Origin of the sequence: Streptomyces macrolidinus (assembly GCF_023887685.1) — a bacterium.
Lineage (GTDB): Bacteria > Actinomycetota > Actinomycetes > Streptomycetales > Streptomycetaceae > Streptomyces > Streptomyces macrolidinus.
In genome coordinates, this window is the sequence record NZ_JAMWMR010000003.1 from 83,688 (window position 1) to 102,697 (window position 19,010).

At 70.0% G+C, this 19,010-nt stretch carries 20 protein-coding genes and 1 pseudogene; 10 read left to right on the forward strand and 11 right to left on the reverse strand.

What is annotated here, in order from left to right:
* Positions 1 to 63 precede the first annotated feature (63 nt).
* Complete coding sequence (locus tag NGF19_RS04435) at positions 64 to 1,032, reverse strand: diacylglycerol/lipid kinase family protein (protein WP_252422310.1); 969 nt, start codon at positions 1,030 to 1,032, stop codon at positions 64 to 66.
* A 157-nt stretch (positions 1,033 to 1,189) separates the two neighbouring features.
* Here NGF19_RS04435 and NGF19_RS04440 point away from each other — a divergent pair, with 157 nt between their 5' ends.
* Positions 1,190 to 1,636: a hypothetical protein gene (locus tag NGF19_RS04440; RefSeq protein ID WP_252422311.1), complete on the forward strand. Its 447-nt coding sequence runs from the start codon at positions 1,190 to 1,192 to the stop codon at positions 1,634 to 1,636.
* A 33-nt stretch (positions 1,637 to 1,669) separates the two neighbouring features.
* On the opposite strand, the gene NGF19_RS04445 is transcribed toward NGF19_RS04440, so the two are convergent.
* From NGF19_RS04445 to NGF19_RS04455, 3 genes are all read right to left on the reverse strand, one after another.
* Positions 1,670 to 2,725, reverse strand: coding sequence for an RNA polymerase sigma factor SigF (locus NGF19_RS04445; protein ID WP_252422312.1), 1,056 nt, complete (start codon positions 2,723 to 2,725; stop codon positions 1,670 to 1,672).
* On the reverse strand, positions 2,722 to 3,135 hold the full coding sequence (locus tag NGF19_RS04450; protein ID WP_252422314.1) for an ATP-binding protein: 414 nt from the start codon (positions 3,133 to 3,135) through the stop codon (positions 2,722 to 2,724). The genes NGF19_RS04445 and NGF19_RS04450 overlap by 4 nt, the downstream gene beginning before the upstream one ends.
* Positions 3,136 to 3,384: 249 nt before the next feature.
* Complete coding sequence (locus tag NGF19_RS04455; RefSeq protein ID WP_252422316.1) at positions 3,385 to 3,645, reverse strand: UBP-type zinc finger domain-containing protein; 261 nt, start codon at positions 3,643 to 3,645, stop codon at positions 3,385 to 3,387.
* A 108-nt stretch (positions 3,646 to 3,753) separates the two neighbouring features.
* Between NGF19_RS04455 and NGF19_RS04460 the strand changes: the two genes are divergently transcribed.
* A complete protein-coding gene (locus tag NGF19_RS04460; protein ID WP_252422317.1) occupies positions 3,754 to 5,349 on the forward strand; it encodes a Na+/H+ antiporter in 1,596 nt (531 codons plus the stop codon).
* Here NGF19_RS04460 and NGF19_RS04465 read toward each other — a convergent pair.
* Both NGF19_RS04465 and NGF19_RS04470 read right to left on the reverse strand, forming a co-directional pair.
* Entirely contained in the window at positions 5,300 to 6,307 is a 1,008-nt protein-coding gene (locus tag NGF19_RS04465) for a 1-aminocyclopropane-1-carboxylate deaminase/D-cysteine desulfhydrase (protein WP_252422318.1), read from the reverse strand. The genes NGF19_RS04460 and NGF19_RS04465 overlap by 50 nt on opposite strands.
* A gap of 66 nt (positions 6,308 to 6,373) precedes the next feature.
* On the reverse strand, positions 6,374 to 6,607 hold the full coding sequence (locus NGF19_RS04470) for a hypothetical protein (RefSeq protein WP_252422319.1): 234 nt from the start codon (positions 6,605 to 6,607) through the stop codon (positions 6,374 to 6,376).
* Positions 6,608 to 6,874: 267 nt separating this feature from the next.
* Between NGF19_RS04470 and NGF19_RS04475 the strand changes: the two genes are divergently transcribed.
* The 3 genes and pseudogenes from NGF19_RS04475 to NGF19_RS31090 all read left to right on the forward strand — a co-directional run.
* Positions 6,875 to 8,281, forward strand: a complete 1,407-nt coding sequence (locus tag NGF19_RS04475) for a family 2B encapsulin nanocompartment shell protein (RefSeq protein WP_252422320.1) — start codon at positions 6,875 to 6,877, stop codon at positions 8,279 to 8,281.
* A 112-nt stretch (positions 8,282 to 8,393) separates the two neighbouring features.
* Positions 8,394 to 9,503, forward strand: a complete 1,110-nt coding sequence (locus tag NGF19_RS04480) for a family 2 encapsulin nanocompartment cargo protein polyprenyl transferase (RefSeq protein ID WP_252422321.1) — start codon at positions 8,394 to 8,396, stop codon at positions 9,501 to 9,503.
* A gap of 507 nt (positions 9,504 to 10,010) precedes the next feature.
* Positions 10,011 to 10,157: pseudogene (locus NGF19_RS31090) on the forward strand (tyrosine-type recombinase/integrase); the annotation flags it as partial.
* A 111-nt stretch (positions 10,158 to 10,268) separates the two neighbouring features.
* Here NGF19_RS31090 and sodN read toward each other — a convergent pair.
* Positions 10,269 to 10,664 carry a superoxide dismutase, Ni gene (gene sodN / locus NGF19_RS04485; protein ID WP_252422631.1) on the reverse strand — a complete coding sequence of 132 codons (396 nt, stop codon included), beginning with the start codon at positions 10,662 to 10,664 and terminating at the stop codon, positions 10,269 to 10,271.
* Positions 10,665 to 10,810: 146 nt separating this feature from the next.
* On the opposite strand from sodN, the gene sodX reads away from it, so the two are divergent.
* Positions 10,811 to 11,245, forward strand: a complete 435-nt coding sequence (gene sodX / locus NGF19_RS04490) for a nickel-type superoxide dismutase maturation protease (RefSeq protein WP_252422322.1) — start codon at positions 10,811 to 10,813, stop codon at positions 11,243 to 11,245.
* Here sodX and NGF19_RS04495 read toward each other — a convergent pair.
* Entirely contained in the window at positions 11,149 to 11,778 is a 630-nt protein-coding gene (locus NGF19_RS04495; RefSeq protein WP_252422323.1) for a CGNR zinc finger domain-containing protein, read from the reverse strand. The two genes, sodX and NGF19_RS04495, sit on opposite strands and share 97 nt — an antisense overlap.
* Before the next feature lie 101 nt (positions 11,779 to 11,879).
* Between NGF19_RS04495 and NGF19_RS04500 the strand changes: the two genes are divergently transcribed.
* Positions 11,880 to 12,647: a class I SAM-dependent methyltransferase gene (locus tag NGF19_RS04500; protein ID WP_252422324.1), complete on the forward strand. Its 768-nt coding sequence runs from the start codon at positions 11,880 to 11,882 to the stop codon at positions 12,645 to 12,647.
* 89 nt (positions 12,648 to 12,736) lie between these two features.
* Here NGF19_RS04500 and NGF19_RS04505 read toward each other — a convergent pair whose 3' ends face one another.
* Genes NGF19_RS04505 through NGF19_RS04515 form a run of 3 tightly spaced genes read right to left on the reverse strand, consistent with a single transcriptional unit; the run spans position 12,737 to position 15,459 of the window.
* Positions 12,737 to 13,489 (reverse strand): amino acid ABC transporter ATP-binding protein, encoded by a 753-nt coding sequence (locus NGF19_RS04505; protein WP_252422633.1) that lies wholly within the window; start codon positions 13,487 to 13,489, stop codon positions 12,737 to 12,739.
* Positions 13,490 to 13,542: 53 nt separating this feature from the next.
* Positions 13,543 to 14,475: an amino acid ABC transporter permease gene (locus tag NGF19_RS04510; protein ID WP_252422325.1), complete on the reverse strand. Its 933-nt coding sequence runs from the start codon at positions 14,473 to 14,475 to the stop codon at positions 13,543 to 13,545.
* Positions 14,476 to 14,508: 33 nt separating this feature from the next.
* Positions 14,509 to 15,459, reverse strand: coding sequence for an ABC transporter substrate-binding protein (locus NGF19_RS04515; RefSeq protein ID WP_252422326.1), 951 nt, complete (start codon positions 15,457 to 15,459; stop codon positions 14,509 to 14,511).
* Between the two features lie 534 nt (positions 15,460 to 15,993).
* Here NGF19_RS04515 and NGF19_RS04520 point away from each other — a divergent pair.
* The 3 genes from NGF19_RS04520 (at position 15,994) to NGF19_RS04530 (ending at position 19,004) form a co-directional block, all read left to right on the forward strand.
* On the forward strand, positions 15,994 to 17,217 hold the full coding sequence (locus NGF19_RS04520; RefSeq protein WP_252422327.1) for an NAD(P)-dependent malic enzyme: 1,224 nt from the start codon (positions 15,994 to 15,996) through the stop codon (positions 17,215 to 17,217).
* A 135-nt stretch (positions 17,218 to 17,352) separates the two neighbouring features.
* Positions 17,353 to 18,318: a zinc-binding dehydrogenase gene (locus tag NGF19_RS04525; RefSeq protein ID WP_252422328.1), complete on the forward strand. Its 966-nt coding sequence runs from the start codon at positions 17,353 to 17,355 to the stop codon at positions 18,316 to 18,318.
* Positions 18,319 to 18,410: 92 nt separating this feature from the next.
* Positions 18,411 to 19,004: a YwqG family protein gene (locus NGF19_RS04530; RefSeq protein WP_252422329.1), complete on the forward strand. Its 594-nt coding sequence runs from the start codon at positions 18,411 to 18,413 to the stop codon at positions 19,002 to 19,004.
* The last annotated feature ends 6 nt before the right edge of the window (positions 19,005 to 19,010 follow it).

Below are 19,010 nucleotides of genomic sequence, written 5' to 3' on the forward strand. Positions count from 1 at the left end.
CGTACTTCCAAGGGGTGGACCCTGGCCTAAACGTTCGAGTGAAAGGACTTTGGGCTCTTCTGCTCACACAATCACACGCAGTGCACGGCGTACGCCTGTGAACGTCACGCTCGTACGGACGCCCAGGTGATCACCGTCCATCTGGAGGGGGAGTGGCGCCTTCGAATGCAAGGTGAACTCGGTCAGATCATGAAGAGAGACCGCGTTCTTGCCGTGCGGCCCGCGGTCGGGGGACGAAGTGAGCAACTGGGTCGCATACCGGGCAACCGAAGCCGTCGACATGCGACGGAGGGCGAGTATGTCGAGCCCGGTATCGAACGAGGCCTTAGGTGACGCGTACACCGGACGATTGCCGAGAAACGTCCAGGGCGCGGTGTTGCAGATTATGGACATGACGAGATCGGTGATCGGCTCTTCGCCGGCGCGTTCCAACGTGATCATTCCGTGCCTGCGATGCGGATCGTCCAGAAACTGACGCATCGCTTGGCGCAGATACAACGCATGGGTGGAACGCTTGCCCTGTTCCCGATGCTGTTCGACCCGGCCGACGACACCCGCGTCGAAGCCGAGTCCGGCATTGAAGGTGAACCAGCGCGCGGGCGCCGCCTCGTCCTCGGTCCCCGGGGTGCCCGCGGCGACCCCGAGGCCCACCGTGTACTCGCGGCGCTCGCGCAGCGCGTCGAGGAGCGCGCCCGTGGCCTCCACCGGCTCGTTGGGCAGGCCGAGCGCGCGGGCGAAGACGTTCGTCGAACCGCCGGGGACGACGGCGAGACCGGGGAGATGATCCGGGTCGGGGCCGCGGTACAGCAGGCCGTTGACGACCTCGTTGACGGTGCCGTCACCGCCGAGCGCCACGACCAGCTCGACGTCATTGCTCTCCGCCGCCTGCCGACCGAGGTCCCGGGCATGCCCGCGGTACTCGGTGGTCACCACGTCGAGCTTCATCTCACTCGCCAGCGCGTGGATGAGAACGTCACGCGTTCGTGCGCTTGTGGTGGTTGCCGCCGGGTTGACCACGAGAAGTGCACGCATGGGGTGCAGCGTACCTACTGAGGGGTACCGACCGGGACCGAGGTGGGAATTCCGTAAGAGAGGAGGGAGCCGCGGCTGCGCCGGGACGGGCGCCGAGGGCTTCGCCGAGACGGGCGCCGAGGCCGGGTCCCTCGGGGGCGACGGCTACCCTTCTGGGGTGAGCGCTGAGCAGAACCCCACCTCCTCGACCCCCGCCGCCGAGCCCCGTCCCGGGCGGCTGACCGTCGCCGCCGCGCTGGCCGGGCTGGAGGGGCTCGCCCTGACCGTGGGCGGTGTCTGGATGCTCGTCCTCGGCCTCACGGGCTCGGACGACCGTCAGCAGGCCGTCACCGGCGGCATCACCCTGATCGTGCTCGCGCTGCTGCCCCTGCTGGCCGCGCGGGGGCTGCTGCTGTGCCGCCGCTGGAGCCGGGGGCCCGCCGTGATCACGCAGATCCTCGCGCTGCCGGTGGCCTACAACCTGCTCCAGGCCGACAGCGTCGCGATCCCGGCCGGGATCGTGCTCGCGGTGGTGGCGGTCACGGCGCTGGTGCTCCTGGTGAACTCGGAGACCACGCGGGCGCTGGGCATCCGGGGCCCCGGGGGTGCACCGGACCAGAAGTAGCCGGAGGGCGACCGGTGTCCCGGTCGCCCTCGGTCACTCCTCGACCAGCAACTTCTCCCGTAGCTGCGCCAGGGTCCGGGCCAGCAGCCGCGAGACGTGCATCTGCGAGATGCCGACCTCCTGCGCGATCTGCGACTGCGTCATGTTGCCGAAGAAGCGGAGCAGCAGGATCCGCTTTTCCCGGGGCGGCAGATCCTCCAGCAGCGGCTTCAGCGACTCGCGGTACTCGACGCCCTCCAGCGCCTCGTCCTCCGCGCCCAGGGTGTCCGCGACCGCCGGTGACTCGTCATCGGTGTCGGGAACGTCCAGGGACAGCGTCGAATACGCGTTGGCCGACTCCAGGCCCTCCAGGACCTCCTCCTCCGAGATGGCCAGCTTCTGGGCCAGCTCGTGGACCGTCGGGGAGCGGCCGTGCTGCTGGGACAGCTCGGCCGTGGCCGTCGTGAGGGCCAGGCGCAGCTCCTGCAGCCGCCGCGGCACCCGCACCGCCCAGCCCTTGTCACGGAAGTGACGCTTGATCTCGCCGACGACCGTCGGGGTCGCATACGTCGAGAACTCGACCCCGCGCTCCGGGTCGAAGCGGTCGACCGACTTGATCAGGCCGATGGTGGCGACCTGCGTGAGGTCGTCCAGCGGCTCACCGCGATTGCGGAAGCGGCGCGCGAGGTGCTCCACGAGCGGCAGATGCATACGGACCAGCCGATTGCGCAGCTCCGCGTACTCCTGGCTGTCCTTCTTCAGCCCGCGCAGCTCCACGAACATGGCCCGCGCTCCGCTGCGGTCCTGCGGGTCGTGCCGTGCGCCGGCCGGTGTGCCCTGCTCGGCGTTTCGCTCGTGCTCGCTCATCGTCCCGCCCGTCACCCTTCCCCCGGCTCCCGGCTCCTTGCGCGCTCTCGACGTCGCTCGCGGGGGAGGACCCTCGGGAACGACCGCCGAAGCGTCGTCCTCCGGGTGTGGGCGGGCCTGCTCGGGAATGCCGTCCACGCCGCCTGCCGCACGCGGCGGCTCGCTCGGGCTGCCGGCGTTCCCGCTGGAAAGTTCCCGTGTGCCGCGCTCTTCGTCCCGCACCGGCCCGTCCCCGTTCGTCACGTCGGCCCGGGTCCCGCGCCGCGCTGTTTGTAGAGGCTGATGGACACGGTCTTGTCATCGGCGACCGCCGAGGAGACCTTGCCGGCCAGGGCCGACAGGACGGTCCACGCGAACGTGTCCCGCGACGGAGCGTGACCGTCCGTCGTCGGGGCCGAGACCGTGACCTCCAAAGAGTCGTCGATGAGCCGGAAGACACAACTGAGCACCGAGCCGGGCACGGCCTGCTGAAGCAGGATCGCGCAGGCCTCGTCGACCGCGATGCGCAGGTCCTCGATCTCGTCGAGGGTGAAGTCCAAACGGGCCGCGAGACCGGCTGTGGCCGTGCGCAGCACCGACAGGTAGGCACCCGCTGCCGGCAGCCGGACTTCCACGAAGTCCTGGGTCGCGGGCTCGCCTGCGATCTGGGACACCCTCACCTCCAAGGTGATACATGCTCTTTCGGGGGCCGAGGGTCGCCCCCCGGGGTAACGCCCTACTGGTTCAGCGGTGACGTTATCGCGCTCTCGATTTCCTGTCCCTGGGACCCCGACCCCTCGCCATCACTCATAGTAAACCTATGTATACGTACAGTGGCTAGGGGTGTGCGGGCCCAATTCGGAAGAGCGCGCGCCGGATTGACGTACCCCGGCGTCGGAGCCCCGAACCGTTCGCCACCAGGGTCACACGAGTCCATGGTCGACGAAGCACCAACGCCAGCTCTCGCCCGGTTCGAAGGTACGCATCACCGGATGGCCGGAATCCTCGTAGTGCGCCGTCGCATGACGCAGCGGAGAGGAGTCGCAGCAGGCCACGTGTCCGCACTCCAGACACAGCCGCAGTTGCACCGGATCCGTGCCGGCGGCGAGGCACTCCAGGCACGTCTCGCTCCGGGGGGCGGGCTCGGGTCGCGGCAGCGCATCGATGTGCGTGCACTGTTTCATGGTGGCCAGGTTACGACGGGTCCGCGGGAAGCGGAGCGAATTCGAGAGCGGACCGGAACGAGAGCGAACCGGACCGGCCGGACCGGAACGAGAGCGGACGGGAAGCCGATGGACGTATTGCCGCTGCTGTTACTGATCGCGGGCAGTGCCGCCGTCGCCGGTCTCGCGCGCCGCACCCCCGTACCGGCACCGCTGCTGCTCGTCGCGGTGGGTCTCGCGGTCTCGTACGTGCCCGGGGTGCCCGTGTACACCCTCGACCCCGGCGTCGTCCTGCCGCTGGTGCTGCCGCCGCTGCTGTACGCGGCGGCCACCGACAGCTCCTATCTGGGCCTGCGCGCCCAGATGCGGCCGGTGGCGCTGCTGTCCGTCGGGTACGTGCTCTTCGCGACCGTGGTCGTGGGCGGGGCGGCGTATCTGATCGTCCCGCATCTGCCGCTGACCGCGGCGCTGGTGCTGGGCGCGGTGGTCGCGCCGCCGGACGCGGTCGCGGCCACGGCGGTCGCCCGGCGGGTGGGGCTGCCGTCGCGGATCACCACGATCCTGCAGGGCGAGTCGCTGGTGAACGACGCGACGGCGATCACCGCGTACAAGGTGGCGCTGGCGGCGGCGATCGGGGAGGGCGCCACCTGGGCGGGCGGCCTGCGGGAGTTCCTGATCGCGGCGGTCGGCGGGGTCCTGGTCGGGCTGGCGCTGATGGTGCCGATCCACTGGCTGCGCACCCGTCTGACGGAGGCGCTGCTGCAGAACACCCTCTCCCTGCTGATCCCGTTCGTCGCCTACGGGGTCGCGGAGTGGGCGCACGCCTCCGGGGTGCTCGCCGTGGTCGTCGTCGGCCTCTACCTCGGCCACCGCAACTGGCAGGTCGACTTCGCCACCCGGCTCCAGGAGGAGGCGGTGTGGAGGATGGCCGCGTTCCTCCTGGAGTCGGCGGTGTTCGCGCTCATCGGCCTGCAGTTGCCGTTCGTCCTGCGGGGCGTCGGCCGCTACGAGGGCCTGAGCGCGGCCGGGTACGCGGTGGCCCTCTTCCTCGTGGTCGCCGTCGCGCGGTTCGTGTGGGTGTATCCGGCGACCTTCCTGCCACGCGTGCTGTTCGCGCACATCCGCAGGCGCGAGGAGAACCCCACCTGGAAGGCGCCGTTCGTCATCGCCTGGGCCGGGATGCGAGGTGTGGTCTCGCTCGCGATCGCGTTCTCGATCCCCCTCACGGTGCACGGCGGCGGCGCGTTCCCGCACCGCAATCTGATCCTCTTCCTGACCTTCACGACGGTGATCGGCACGCTCGTGGTGCAGGGGCTGACCCTGCCCCTGCTGATCCGGATGCTGCGCCTGCCGGGGCGCGACGCCCAGGCCGAGACCCTCGCGGAGGCCAACGCCCAGGCACAGGCATCCCGGGCCGCCGAACAGCGCCTCGACGAACTCCTCACCGACGAACGCAACGCCCTGCCGCCGCCGTTGGTGGACCGCCTCCGCACGGTCCTCGAACACCGGCGCAACGCCGTGTGGGAGCGGCTGGGTTCGGTGAACCCGGTGACCGGTGAGTCGCACGACGACACCTACCGCCGGCTCTCCCGCGAGGTGATCGGCGCGGAACGCGAGGTCTTCGTGCACCTCCGCGACCAGCGCGCCATCGACGACGAGATGCTCCGCATCCTGCTCAGACGGCTGGACCTGGAGGAAGCGGCAGCCTATCGGGAGACGACGTGAGCCTTGCCGGGGTGTCGGTCCGGCCCTCGCCGAAGGGCAACCCGGTGATCACCGCGGCCAGGGTCGTCCCCCGGCGGAAGGCGCCCTCCTCGGCCAGAGCGACAAGTCCATAGAGCAGCTTGGCGACATAGAGACGTTCCACCAGGAGGCCGTGGCGGGCCTCGAAGTCGGCCGCGAAATCCTCGAGTTCGTCGGAGACGCGGGCATAGCCACCGAAGTGGAAGCGGGTGTCCAGGGACCAGTCGCCCCGGCGGCCACCGAAGGCCCGGGTCTGGAGGGCGGCCGTGTCGGCGGCCAGGAAGTCCCCCTTGAGGACGGGGATCCCCAGCGCCCGCTGGTCCGGGGACAGGCCCGCGGCCAGACCCGCCAGGGTGCCGCCGGTGCCGCAGGCCACCGCGACGACATCCGCCCGGCCGCGCAACTCCTCACCGAGCGCCTGACAGCCGCGTACGGCCAGGGCGTTGCTGCCGCCCTCCGGCACCACGTACGCCTGCCCGGCGTCCGCCGCGCGCAGGATCCCGGCCAGGGTCTCCGGCTCGGACTTGCGGCGGTAGGTCGACCGGGCGACGAAGTGCAGCCGCATGCCGTCGCCCACGCACCGGGCGAGGGAAGGGTTGAGCGGACGGTCGGCCAGCTCGTCGCCGCGGACCACGCCGATCGTCTCCAGCCCCAGCAGCCGGCCCGCGGCGGCCGTGGCCCGCAGGTGGTTGGAGTACGCACCGCCGAACGTGAGCACCGGACGGCCGCCCGCCGCCCGCAGGTTCGGGGCGAGCTTGCGCCACTTGTTGCCGATCAGGTCCGGGTGGATCAGATCGTCTCGCTTGAGCAGCAGCCGGACACCCCGCCGCGCGAAGCGTTCGTCCGCGACCTCCCGCAACGGCGACGGCAGACGCGGACGCAGCACGGCGGGGTCGGGCGCCTTCGGCGGGCGCGGCACAGGCACATCAGGGCTGGTCACCCCACCATTGTCGGACACCCGTCCGGGGCGCGCCGGACCGGGCGGCGGCCCTGGCGGCTCCGGGCGTCAGGAGTGCAGGAAGCCGTCCCCATGGGTCGCGATGTGGCTCTCTATCGCCTGGAGCGCCCGCTGGGTCGCGTCGGGGGTGCCGCTGCCGCGACGCTCCGCGTAGTACGCCGCACCCAGCTTCCGCAGCAGTTCGTTGCCCGCCCGCTGCGCCTGCACCTCGTCGAACTTCTGCCGCCCCTGCGCCAGTCCGCGCTGCGCCTGCTCCTTCGCCCGGTCCAGGAAGCCTGTCATCCCCGTCTCCCCTCGTCGTCCGTCACTGGCTGGAACGGCCGGGCCGATCAAGGAGTTCCCGTACGCGGCACGCCACTTCGCCGTCGTCCCGCACCCAGCTCGCGACGTGACGCGACGAGAGCCGACGTGAGCCGACGTGAAGAAGTGATCAATTGTGCCCAGGCGCGCGTTGATCCATTCCCGCTCTTTCGGGTAATAGCATCGACACGCTCCGTACTGGAAGGCTCTTCCCCGCAGATCCATGCATGATCGGGAGGGCAAAACCACATGTCGGTAGGCGAAGAGGTCCGCGCGGAGCAGGACCGGCCGCAGCAGAGTCTCGGCACAGCGGCCGCACGGAACCTGGCCACCACGACCAAGTCCGTACCGCAGATGCAGGAGATCAGCTCACGGTGGCTGCTGCGCATGCTGCCGTGGGTGAATGTGCAGGGCGGCACGTACCGGGTGAACCGCCGCCTCACCTACACCGTGGGCGACGGTCGTGTGACGTTCGTGAAGACCGGCGACCAGGTCTCGGTCATCCCCGCGGAACTGGGCGAGTTGCCGGCCCTGCGTACGTACGACGACCTGGACGTGCTGGGCGAGCTGGCCCAGCGCTGCCAGCAGCGCAGGTTCGCGCCCGGCGATGTGATCGCCGAGTTCGGCAGCCAGGCCGACGAGGTGCTGCTGCTGGCCCACGGCAAGGTCCAGAAGATCGGCACGGGTCCCTACGGGGACGACGCGGTGCTCGGAGTCCTCGCCGACGGCGCCTACTTCGGCGAGCAGGCCCTGCTCGACCCGGACGCCATCTGGGAGTACACCGCCCGCGCGGTCACCACGTGCACGGTGCTCGCCCTGCCCCGCCGGGACGTCGACCAGATCGCGGAACGCGCCACGTCACTGCGCGAACACCTCCATCAGCAGCGCACGGTCCCGGAGCACAGCTCCAACCGGTACGGAGAGAAGGAGATCGACCTCGCCGCCGGCCACAGCGGAGAGCCGGACATCCCGCAGACCTTCGTGGACTACGAGGTCGCGCCCCGCGAATACGAACTGAGCATCGCGCAGACGGTCCTGCGCATCCACTCGCGCGTGGCCGACCTCTACAACCAGCCGATGAACCAGACCGAGCAGCAACTGCGGCTCACGGTCGAGGCGTTGAAGGAACGCCAGGAGCATGAGCTGATCAACAACCAGGACTTCGGCCTGCTCCACAACTGCGAGTACGACCAGCGGCTGCAGCCCCACGACGGCGTGCCCAGCCCCGACGACATGGACGAACTGCTCAGCCGCAGGCGGGGATCCAAGCTGTTCCTCGCCCATCCGCGCGCGATCTCCGCCTTCGGCCGCGAGTGCAACAAGCGCGGACTCGTCCCGGAGAGCATCGACATCGGGGGCAACCGCATCCCCACCTGGCGCGGGGTGCCGATCTTCCCGTGCAACAAGATCCCGGTCAGCAACGCCCGTACGACCTCCATCATCTGCATGCGTACGGGCGAGGACGAACAAGGCGTCGTCGGGCTGCGGCAGTCGGGCATCCCGGACGAGATCGAGCCCAGCCTGTCCGTGCGCTTCATGGGCATCAACGACCAGGCGATCATCAAGTACCTGGTGACGTCCTACTACTCGGCGGCCGTCATGGTGCCGGACGCGCTGGGCGTCCTGGAGAACGTCGAGATCGGCCGCTGGGGGTGACCCGGCCCCACCAGTGGCACGCCGTGTTCCCGCCGGACGGGACTAGGCCACCCTCCGGGCGCCCGCCCGGCGGTGAACACGGCACCCTCCGCGGGCGCTTCGAGGCGGTGCCATGGGCGAGTTGACGGAGCAGAGCCTCGTGCGGCGGGGCCCCGCCCCTTCCCGGGGGCTGCGCGCCCCGCTCCCGGGGCCCGCGGGACCGCTCGACGGCCATGAGGCCCCGGCGATCCTGGAGCGCGCCCGCGCCGTGGTCGACCCGGAGCTGCGCCGGGCGCTCGACTCGCTGCCCGGCTCGATGCGCAGGATCGCGCTCTACCACTTCGGCTGGGAGCAGGCGGACGGTACTCCGGCGGCGGGCAACGCGGGCAAGGCGATACGGCCCGCGCTCGTCCTGACCGCGGCCGGTGCGCTCGGTGGACACCGGTCCGCCGCCGTACGGGCCGCCGCGGCCGTGGAGCTGGTCCACAACTTCACGCTGCTGCACGACGACGTGATGGACCGGGACACCACCCGTCGTCACCGCCCCACCGCCTGGACCGTGTTCGGTGACGCCGACGCGATCCTCGCCGGGGACGCCCTCCAGGCGCTGGCCCTGCGGCTGCTCGCCGAGGACACGCACCCGGCGTCCGGGGCAGCCGCCGCCCGCCTCGCGTCCTGCGTGCTCGAACTGTGCGCCGGGCAGCACGCGGACACGGCCATGGAACGGCGCGGCCCCCATGAGGTCACCCTCGACGAGGTGCTCGCCATGGCCGAGGCGAAGACGGGCGCGCTCCTCGGCTGTGCCTGCGCCCTCGGCGGGCTGTACGCGGGCGCGGACGACGCGGATGTCGAGGCGCTGGACGCGTTCGGCCGCGAGGCCGGGCTCGCCTTCCAGCTCATCGACGACGTGATCGGGATCTGGGGGGACCCGAGCCGCACCGGCAAGCCGGCCGGCGCCGACCTCATGGCCCGCAAGAAGTCACTCCCCGTGGTCGCCGCGCTCACCTCCGGCACGGAGGCCGCCACCGAACTGGCCAAGCTGTACCAAGGACCGTACGAAGACGGCGAGTTGGAACGAACGGTGCTCGCCGTCGAGCGGGCGGGCGGCCGTGACTGGGCGCAGCAGCAGGCGGCCGACCGGATGGCGCGGGCGATGCAGGAGCTGTCCCGGGCGATCCCCGATCCGGAGGCGGCGGGCGGCCTGCTGGCCCTGGCCGAGTTCGTGACCCGACGCAGCACCTGACCCGGAGCCCCCGCGCACCCCCACCGATGCGCGGGGCTCTCGGGCTCTCCCCTCGACCACGGCCGCCGCACGGTCCTACCCTGACTCCATGGGCAGGAACGACTACGTCTGCCCCGCGTGCGGGCAGCCCGTCGCCAGAGCCGTAGGCCGCCGCAAGACCCTGGGCGCCTACGTCCCCGTATGGCGCCCCGGCCCTTGCCGCAACCCGGAATGCCCACGGAACACGCCACAGGAGCACGAGGCACCCCCCACGCGGCAGAACGGAGAGACCGACGACCGTCCTCCGCCAACTTCCCTATAGGGATGAGTAGTCGTACGCGTCCTGCAGGGGGAGTTGCTGGCGCGAGGGGGCTCGGGATCCTGTTGGGACGCATGACACCACCAGGGCAGCTGCAAGACGCAGGGCATCCGTCCGGGGTCCCGTGGCCTATCGCTCTTCCAAGTGACGGACGCGTGCACTCGAGGTGCTGTGCCGAGTCGCTGCCGCGTGGGCGGCGAGGGTGAACTGTCCGTGCGGCCATCGTCACGCTTGCCGGATCAGGCTTGCGTACAGGCGAGTTGCTCGGCCTGAAGGCGTCGGATGTCGACTTCAAGGCCGACTCCGTCCGCGTCGAGGGGCAGCGGCTTCAGTCCGGGAAGATCGGCCCGCCGAAGAAGACCGCACCCGGACCGTCATGGACGCCGTGCTCGGCGGCCCGCGGACCGGGTGCGGAAAGGTAGACCAGGCGATCAAAGGAATCGCAGGTCAAGCGGCATGATCCAAGATCAGGCCTTCTTCGTCTCCCAGAAGATCTTGTCGATCTGGGCGATGTAGTCCAGCGCCTTCTGGCCCGTGGCCGGGTCCGTGGACGCCTTGGCGGCCGAGAGGGCCTTCAGGGTGTCGTTGACCAACTGGTGCAGCTCGGGGTACTTCTCGAAGTGCGGGGCCTTGAAGTAGTCGCTCCACAGCACCGAGACGTGGTGCTTGGCGAGCTCGGCGCGCTGCTCCTTGATGACAATGGCGCGCGCCTGGAAGTGCGGGTCGTCGTTCGCGGCCATCTTCTCCTGAACGGCCTTCACCGACTCCGCCTCGATGCGGGCCTGGGCCGGGTCGTACACGCCGCAGGGCAGGTCGCAGTGGGCGCTGACCTTGACCTTGGGGGCAAACAGGCGGGAGAGCATGAAGCTGTCCTTCCTCGTGATCGTCGTCTCTTGGTGGGACATTACTCCGTAGGTGACGGGTTTTCGCGAGTGCCCCCATGGGCTTACGACAAAAGTCCAGGGTGAGACTGGTGCTGGTGGAGGATCGGACCGGGGAGGTGCCAGTGATGCCCGAGCTGTCACAGGAGACCGAGCGTACGAAGGCTCTGCTGCCGTTCGGGGCGGCGGAGGTGACGGGGCCGTCCATGGTGCCCACGTTGCAGCACGGGGACCGGCTCCTCGTACGGTACGGGGCGCGGGTCCGGCCGGGGGACGTGATCGTGTTGCGCCACCCCTTCCAGCAGGATCTGCTGGTGGTCAAGCGCGCCGTGGAGCTGCGCGAGGGTGGCTGGTGGGTGCTCGGCGACAACGCGTACGCGGGCGGGGACAGCACGGACTACGGCGCCGTTCCCGAGGAACTCGTCCTCGGGAAGGTGCGCTGGCGCTACCGGCCGCTCAAGGCGGGTCAGCGCTCGCTGTTCGCGCGGGCGGTCTGGGCGCTGTTCGCCGTCCGCCCCGTGCTCGGCGACCGGTCGGCCTCCAGGCGCTTGCGGGCGCGGTAGGCGGCCACGTTCGCGCGCGTGGCGCAGCGGTCCGAGCAGTACCGCCGGGAGCGGTTGGTCGAGGTGTCGAGGTAGGCGTTGCGGCAGGGGGCCGCCTCGCACACGCCCAGGCGGTCCACCCCGTACTCCGTGAGATGGAACGCCAGGCCCATCGCGGCGATCGCCGCGAATCCCGCCGTCGCGTTCGACGGGTGGTCCGCGAGGTGCAGATGCCACAAGGGGCGGCCGTTGTCGCCCCGCTGGTCGTGTCCGGAGATCTGCGGGCTCACCGGGAACTCCAGGAGGAGCGAGTTCAGCAGATCCACCGCGAGCGTCTCGTCGCCCTGGTCCGCCGCCTCGAACACCGAGCGCAGCCTGGCCCGCACGGAGCGGAACCGGGTCACGTCGGCGTCGGTCGCGCGCCGCGCCGCCGCCTGGTTGGCCCCGAAGAGGCCGCGGACGGCCTCCACCGTGGTCAGAGCGTCCTTGCCCCGGTCCGGTTCCTCGCTGTTCACGAGACGCACGGCGTAGTCGGAGTAATAGGCCAGTTCCACTTGTAGTCCTTACGCAGGCACTCTAAGGTCGTGATGCGGTCGGGTAACAGACGGTCGTGCGTCCAGGGTATTACGTGGCGGGACACTACGGAGGGGCGACGATGACGGACACCAACACCACGGCGGCCACCGACTGGCAGGCCTGGCAGGAGAGCTGGGACCGCCAGCAGGAGTGGTACATGCCCGACCGCGAGGAACGCTTCCGGATCATGCTCGACATGGTGGAGGCCTGCGTCGGCACCGAACCGCGCGTCCTCGACCTCGCCTGCGGCACGGGCAGCATCACGGCCCGGCTGCTCGACCGCTTCCCCGACGCCATTAGTACCGGTGTCGACCTCGACCCCGCGCTGCTCACCATCGCCCGCGGCACGTTCGCGGGCGACGAGCGGGTCACGTTCGTCGAGGCCGATCTCAAGGACCCGGACTGGCCCGCGCGTCTGCCGCACGGTGTGTACGACGCGGTCCTCACCGCCACGGCCCTCCACTGGCTGCGGAACGAACCCCTCGGGATCCTCTACGGGCAGCTCGCCGAACTCGTCCGCCACGGCGGCGTGTTCATGAACGCCGATCACATGATCGACGACACGACGCCCCGGATCAACGCGGCCGAGAGCATCCTGCGCCACACCCGCATGGACCGGACCCAGCGCGGTGGCGCGCTCGACTGGGCCGAGTGGTGGCAGCGGGCCGCCGAGGACCCGGTGCTCGCCGCGCCGACCGCCCGCCGCTTCGAGATCTACGGCTCCCACGCCGACGGGGAGATGCCCTCGGCCGCGTGGCACGCGCGCGTGCTGCGCGAGAAGGGCTTCGCCGAGGCCCGCCCGGTATGGTGCTCGCCCTCGGACACGCTGTTGCTCGCGCTCAAGTGAGGGCATGCGGCCAGGGCATGAGGTGAGGGCATGCGGTGAGGGGGCGGTACGGGGACCCCCGTACCGCCCCCTCACCAGCACAGCGGAGCCTAGAGCACCTTGGACAGGAACGACTGGGTCCGTTCGTGCTGAGGGTTCGTCAGGACGTCCCGTGGGTGCCCGGACTCGACCACCACACCGCCGTCCATGAAGACGAGCGAGTCACCCACCTCGCGGGCGAAGCCCATCTCATGGGTGACGACGACCATCGTCATGCCCGACTCGGCGAGGTCGCGCATGACGTCGAGGACGTCGCCGACCAGCTCTGGGTCGAGCGCCGAGGTCGGCTCGTCGAACAGCATCAGCTTCGGGTCCATCGCGAGCGCCCGCGCGATGGCGACGCGCTGCTGCTGGCCGCCGGAGAGCTGCGAGGGGTAGTTGCCCGCCTTGTCGGCCAGGCCCACGCGCTCCAGCAACTGCATGGCCCGTTCCCTGGCCTGGCTCTTGGCCACGCCCTTGACCTGGACCGGCGCCTCGATGACGTTCTCGGCGGCCGTCATGTGCGGGAACAGGTTGAAGCGCTGGAAGACCATGCCGATGTCCCGGCGCTTCTGCGCGACCTCGCGGTCCCGCAACTCGTAGAGCTTGTCGCCCTGTTGGCGATAGCCGACCAGCTCGCCGTCCACGTACAGCCGTCCGGCGTTGATCTTCTCCAGGTGGTTGATGCACCGCAGGAAGGTCGACTTGCCGGAGCCGGAGGGTCCGATCAGGCAGAACACCTCACCGGGCTTCACCTCCAGATCGATCCCCTTGAGGACCTCGACCGGGCCGAAGGACTTGTGGACGCCCTCCGCCTTCACCATGGGCACGCCGGCGTCGCTCGGCTCGGCGGTGGTCTTCTTGACGGTCTTCTCGGTCATGCCGCGACCTTCCTGCTCGAGAAGGACGTCAGATGGGCCTTCACCTTCTGCAACGGGGTGGGCGGTAGCTGCCGGCTGGAGCCGCGCGCGTAGTAGCGCTCGACGTAGTACTGGCCGACGCTGAGGATCGAGGTCATGATCAGGTACCAGGCGGCGGCGCAGAAGTACATCTCCACCGGGGAGCCTGAGGTCTGGCCGATGTCCTGGGCGAAGCGGAAGAGTTCCTGGAACTGGACGGCTGCCACGAGCGAGGTCGTCTTCAGCATGTTGATCACTTCGTTGCCCGTCGGCGGCACGATGACGCGCATCGCCTGCGGGATCACGATCCGGCGCAGCGTCTTGCTGTGGCTCATGCCCAGCGCGTGGGCCGCCTCGGTCTGGCCCTCGTCGACGGCGAGCAGACCGGCCCGGCAGATCTCCGCCATGTACGCGGCCTCGTTCAGACCGAGTCCGAGCAGCGCCGTCAGCAGCGGCGTCATGAACGACGACCAGTAGTCCTTGTAGATCGGACCGAGGTTGATGTACTCGAAGACCAGGCCGAGGTTGAACCACACGAAGAGCTGGACCAGCACCGGCGTGCCGCGGAAGAACCAGATGTAGAACCAGGCGATCGACGAGGTCACCGGGTTCTTCGACAGCCGCATCACGGCGAGCACGATGCCGCCGACGATGCCGATCACCATGGACAGGGCCGTCAGCAGAAGGGTCTTGCTCACACCCGTCAGGATGCGGTCGTCGAAGAAGTAGTCCGGCACGGCCTGCCAGTTGATCTTGCCCTGGCCGAACGCGTAGACGATCGCGACGAGCACCGCGATCGCGATGACCGCGGAGACGTACCGTCCGTAGTGCCGGACCGGGATGGCCCTGATGGCCCGCGGTCCGTCCGGGGGAGTCTCCCGGCCCGCCGTCTTGTCGATGTCAACAGTCACGGGTCATACCTTTCAGTGGCCGCTGCGGCGCGGTCACTTGCCGCCGTTGATGACGGACTCCTTCACGGCGCCGTCCCCGGCACCCCACTTGTCGAGGATCTTCTGGTACTCGCCGCTCTTGATGATCGCGGTCATCGCCGCCTGGAGGGCGTTGCGGAGCTGTTCGTTCCCCTTGGCGACCGCGATGCCGTACGGGGCGGCCTCGACCTGGTCGCCGACGATCTCGAAGTCCTTGCCACCGCCCGAGGTCTTCACCGCGTACGCGGCGACCGGGAAGTCGGAGGACACGGCGTCGACACCGCCGGAGCGCAGCCGCGTCTGGGCCTGCTGGTCGTCGTCGAAGGCCTCGATGGTGAGCTTCTTGCCGCTCGGACACTTCTTGGCCTCGATCTTGGCCAGGTCCTCGGAGACCGTGCCGCGCTCCACCGCGACCTTCTTGCCGCACAGGTCCGGCCAGCCCGTGATCCCGCCGGTCTGGCCCTTGCGCGTGTAGATGGAGACACCCGCGGTCAGGTAGTCGACGAAGTCGACGCCCTCGCCGACCTTCTTGCCGGTGTGCGGGTCGACGCCCTGCTGGCGGCTCTTGTTGTCGGTCATCGCCGACATGGCGACGTCGTAGCGCTTGGAACGGATGCCCGTGAGGAGGGCGTCGAAGGTGCCGTTCTCGAACTCGAACCGCACGCCGAGCTGCTTGCCCATGGCGTCGGCCAGGTCCGGGTCGATACCGGTCGTCTTGCCGGACTTGTCCTTGAACTCGACCGGTGCGTACGCGATGTCCGAACCGACCTTGATGACACCGGCCTGGCGGATCTCGTCCGGGAGCGAGTCGGCCAGCGGCGCCGACGTGTCGCCCGAGCCCCGGTCCTTGTTCTTCGTCTGGTCGCCGCAGCCGGTGAGCAGCAGAGTGCCCGCGACCGCGATGGCACCGACCGCGGCTATCCGGGAGCGCGTGGTGGCCGAGCGGCGGGTGGATCGTGCGGTCATGGTGGTTCCTCCGGCGGGATGGGATAGCCGATGGGTCGACGAGAACACACACCATTGGGTGTCGCGACCTCGCGTGGTTGAGGCATCTTGCCATTCGGACTCCAGCATTCAGGTGACCCGCTATGTCAAAATCGGATAACGGGTGACCCCCGAGCCGCTCATGGAAGGCCGAACGAGGCATGACCTTGTTCGGAATTCCCCCTTTCCGACCGGAAGATCTACGGCCCATCTCACGATGTGGTCACTCGCGCGCCGTATGCGTGGCCGTGTGGGGATGTGTCGCCGTCTTGTCCAGCTTTCCGGGCATGAGTCATCTCACCGGCGTGACCTTAGTGTTATGGACTCGTCCCGAACAGCATCCGTCCGGTAAGAAGGTTCCTTACACCCCGAATCCGGGGCTCAGGGCGCGTGTGCGGCGCGCCCGTCGCGTATGCGCTCGTGCGTATCACTGATGTGGGCCATACGCGGTGCCCGCCCACCCCTCAACCAGGAGTGGACACCCTCAAACCATGAACATCTAAGGGGTACGAGACAGTGGCAGCGGAGATCGTCAATCCTCGCAGCGACAACAGTACGGATCAGGACGGCGGGGTCGAGCCCCACGATTCCTTCGACCCGGCGTTCGCGCTGCACCGCGGCGGCAAGATGGCTGTGCAGGCCACCGTGCCGGTCCGCGACAAGGACGACCTGTCCCTCGCGTACACGCCCGGCGTCGCCCGGGTGTGCACGGCCATCGCGGAGCAGCCGGAGCTGGTCCACGACTACACATGGAAGTCCTCCGTGGTCGCCGTCGTGACGGACGGCACCGCGGTGCTGGGGCTCGGTGACATCGGCCCCGAGGCCTCCCTCCCCGTGATGGAGGGCAAGGCGATCCTGTTCAAGCAGTTCGGCGGAGTGGACGCGGTCCCGCTCGCGCTCGACTGCACGGACGTGGACGAGATCGTCGAGACCGTGGTCCGGCTCGCGCCTTCCTTCGGGGGCGTGAACCTGGAGGACATCTCGGCGCCGCGGTGCTTCGAGATCGAGCGCCGGCTCCAGGAGCGGCTGGACATCCCGGTGTTCCACGACGACCAGCACGGCACGGCCGTGGTCTCGCTGGCGGCCCTGCGCAACGCCGCGCGGCTGACCGGGCGCGGGCTCGGCGATCTGCGGGCCGTCATCTCGGGCGCGGGCGCGGCCGGGATCGCCATCGCGCGGATGCTGGTCGAGGCGGGCATCGGCGATGTGGCCGTCGCCGACCGCAAGGGCGTCGTCTCGCGCGACCGGGAGGATCTGACGCCGGTCAAGCGGGAGCTCGCGCAGTTCACGAACAAGGCGGGGCTGAGCGGCTCGCTGGAGCACGCCCTCGCGGGCGCCGACGTCTTCATCGGCGTCTCCGGCGGTACGGTCCCGGAGGCCGCCGTGGCCTCGATGGCCGAGGGTGCCTTCGTCTTCGCGATGGCCAACCCGAACCCCGAGGTGCACCCGGACGTCGCGAGCAAGTACGCGGCCGTGGTGGCGACCGGGCGGTCCGACTTCCCGAACCAGATCAACAACGTGCTGGCCTTCCCCGGGATCTTCGCGGGCGCGCTGCAGGTGCGGGCGTCCCGGATCACCCAGGGCATGAAGCTCGCGGCGGCCGAGGCGCTGGCGGCGGTCGTCGGGGACGACCTGGCGGCCGACTACGTGATCCCGTCGCCCTTCGACGAGCGGGTGGCCCCGGCGGTGAAGGCCGCGGTGGCCGCCGCGGCGCGGGCCGAGGGAGTCGCGCGGCGCTAGCCGTTGCTGTCGCCTGTGTGGTGATGGGCGGGGACGTACGTCCCCGCCCATCGTCGTCAAGGGGCCTGTCCCGGGGACGTGTGTCACAAGCGGCCCTGGTTCCGTCGTCCGGCGGCGGAGCCTATCGTCAGGGTCATGTTCGCCGCCTACGCTGCCCGCATCGACCGCGACCACCCCCTCACCGGCCTTGAGCTGGGAGAGCGCCCGGCTCCCGAACGGAGGCCCGGCTGGACGACCGTGACGGTCAAGGCCGCCTCCCTCAACCACCATGACCTCTGGTCCCTCCGGGGTGTCGGTCTGACCGAGGACAGGCTCCCGATGATCCTCGGCTGCGACGCGGCCGGTGTCGACGAGGACGGCAACGAGGTCGTCCTGCACTCCGTCATCGGCCAGAGCGGCTACGGGGTCGGGCCGAACGAGCCCCGTTCGATCCTCACCGAGCGCTATCAGGGCACCTTCGCCGAGCAGGTCTCCGTACCCACGTGGAACGTCCTGCCCAAGCCCCGGGAACTCTCCTTCGAGGAGGCCGCCTGCCTCCCCACCGCCTGGCTGACCGCCTACCGGATGCTCTTCACCAACGCCGGTGTGCGCCCCGGTGACTCCGTCCTCGTCCAGGGCGCGGGCGGCGGTGTCGCCACGGCCGCGATCGCCCTCGGCAAGGCCGCCGGGCTGCGGGTCTTCGCCACCAGCCGCGACGAGGCCAAGCGCAAGCGGGCGCTGGAACTGGGCGCCGTGGAGGCCCTGGAGTCCGGGGCGCGGCTGCCGCAGCGGGTGGACGCCGTCATCGAGACCGTCGGCGCCGCCACCTGGTCCCACTCCGTGAAGTCCCTGCGGCCCGGCGGCACGCTCGTCATCTCGGGCGCCACCAGCGGCGACCGCCCCTCCCACGCCGAACTCACCCGTATCTTCTTCCTGGAGCTGAAGGTCGTCGGCTCCACCATGGGCTCCAAGGACGAGCTGGAGGACCTGCTCTCCTTCTGCGCCACCACCGGCGTGCGACCCGTCATCGACCAGGTACTGCCGCTCGACCGGGCCCGCGAGGGCTTCGAACGCATGGAGACGGGCGACCAGTTCGGCAAGATCGTCCTGACCGTGAACTGACCTCGACGGGTGAGCCGTGGCGGTCGGGCTTGGACGGTGACGAGGAACCTAGGGTGGGGTTTGTCCAGGTCGTCCGAGCCTTTGGAGAACTCGTGTCCGAGCGCCTGTCGTCGCCCGTCTCCGAGCCCCTGCCCGTGGAGTTCGCCCTCGCGGCGGCGCCCGTCCGGGAGGCGGTGACCAAGCTCGGCGGCCAGCCCGTGTGGCTGGAGGAGCCGCAGTGGCCGCTGTCACGCCGGACCGGCGAACCCCTGCAGTTCCTCGGGCAGTTCACCCTGGACGGCGGCGCGCTGGGCTATCTCTTCATGGCGGACGGCGATGCCGAGGGCACCTTCGAACCGGAAGGCGGCGAGAACGCCCTCCTCATTCAGCCCGGCGGCCGGACCCCGGATTTCGTCTCCGTACGAGCCCAGGCCGAGGGGCCGACGGTGGGCGCCGACCACCTGCCGCGTCCGGCCGGGGCGGGCGGCACCGATCCGGACGGGCACGCCTGGCAGTTCCTCGGCGGACCCGGGATCGAACCGCGCTGGCTCCAGGGCGAGGAGACCCCCGGCGAGGGCTGGCGCCTCCTGGTGCAGCTCGACTCCGGCCGCCTGCCCTTCACCGTCGACTTCGGCGACTCCGGAGTCGGCTACGCCTTCACCGCACCGGACGCCAAGGAGGGCCGCTTCCTCTGGCAGTGCCTGTGACCGGAC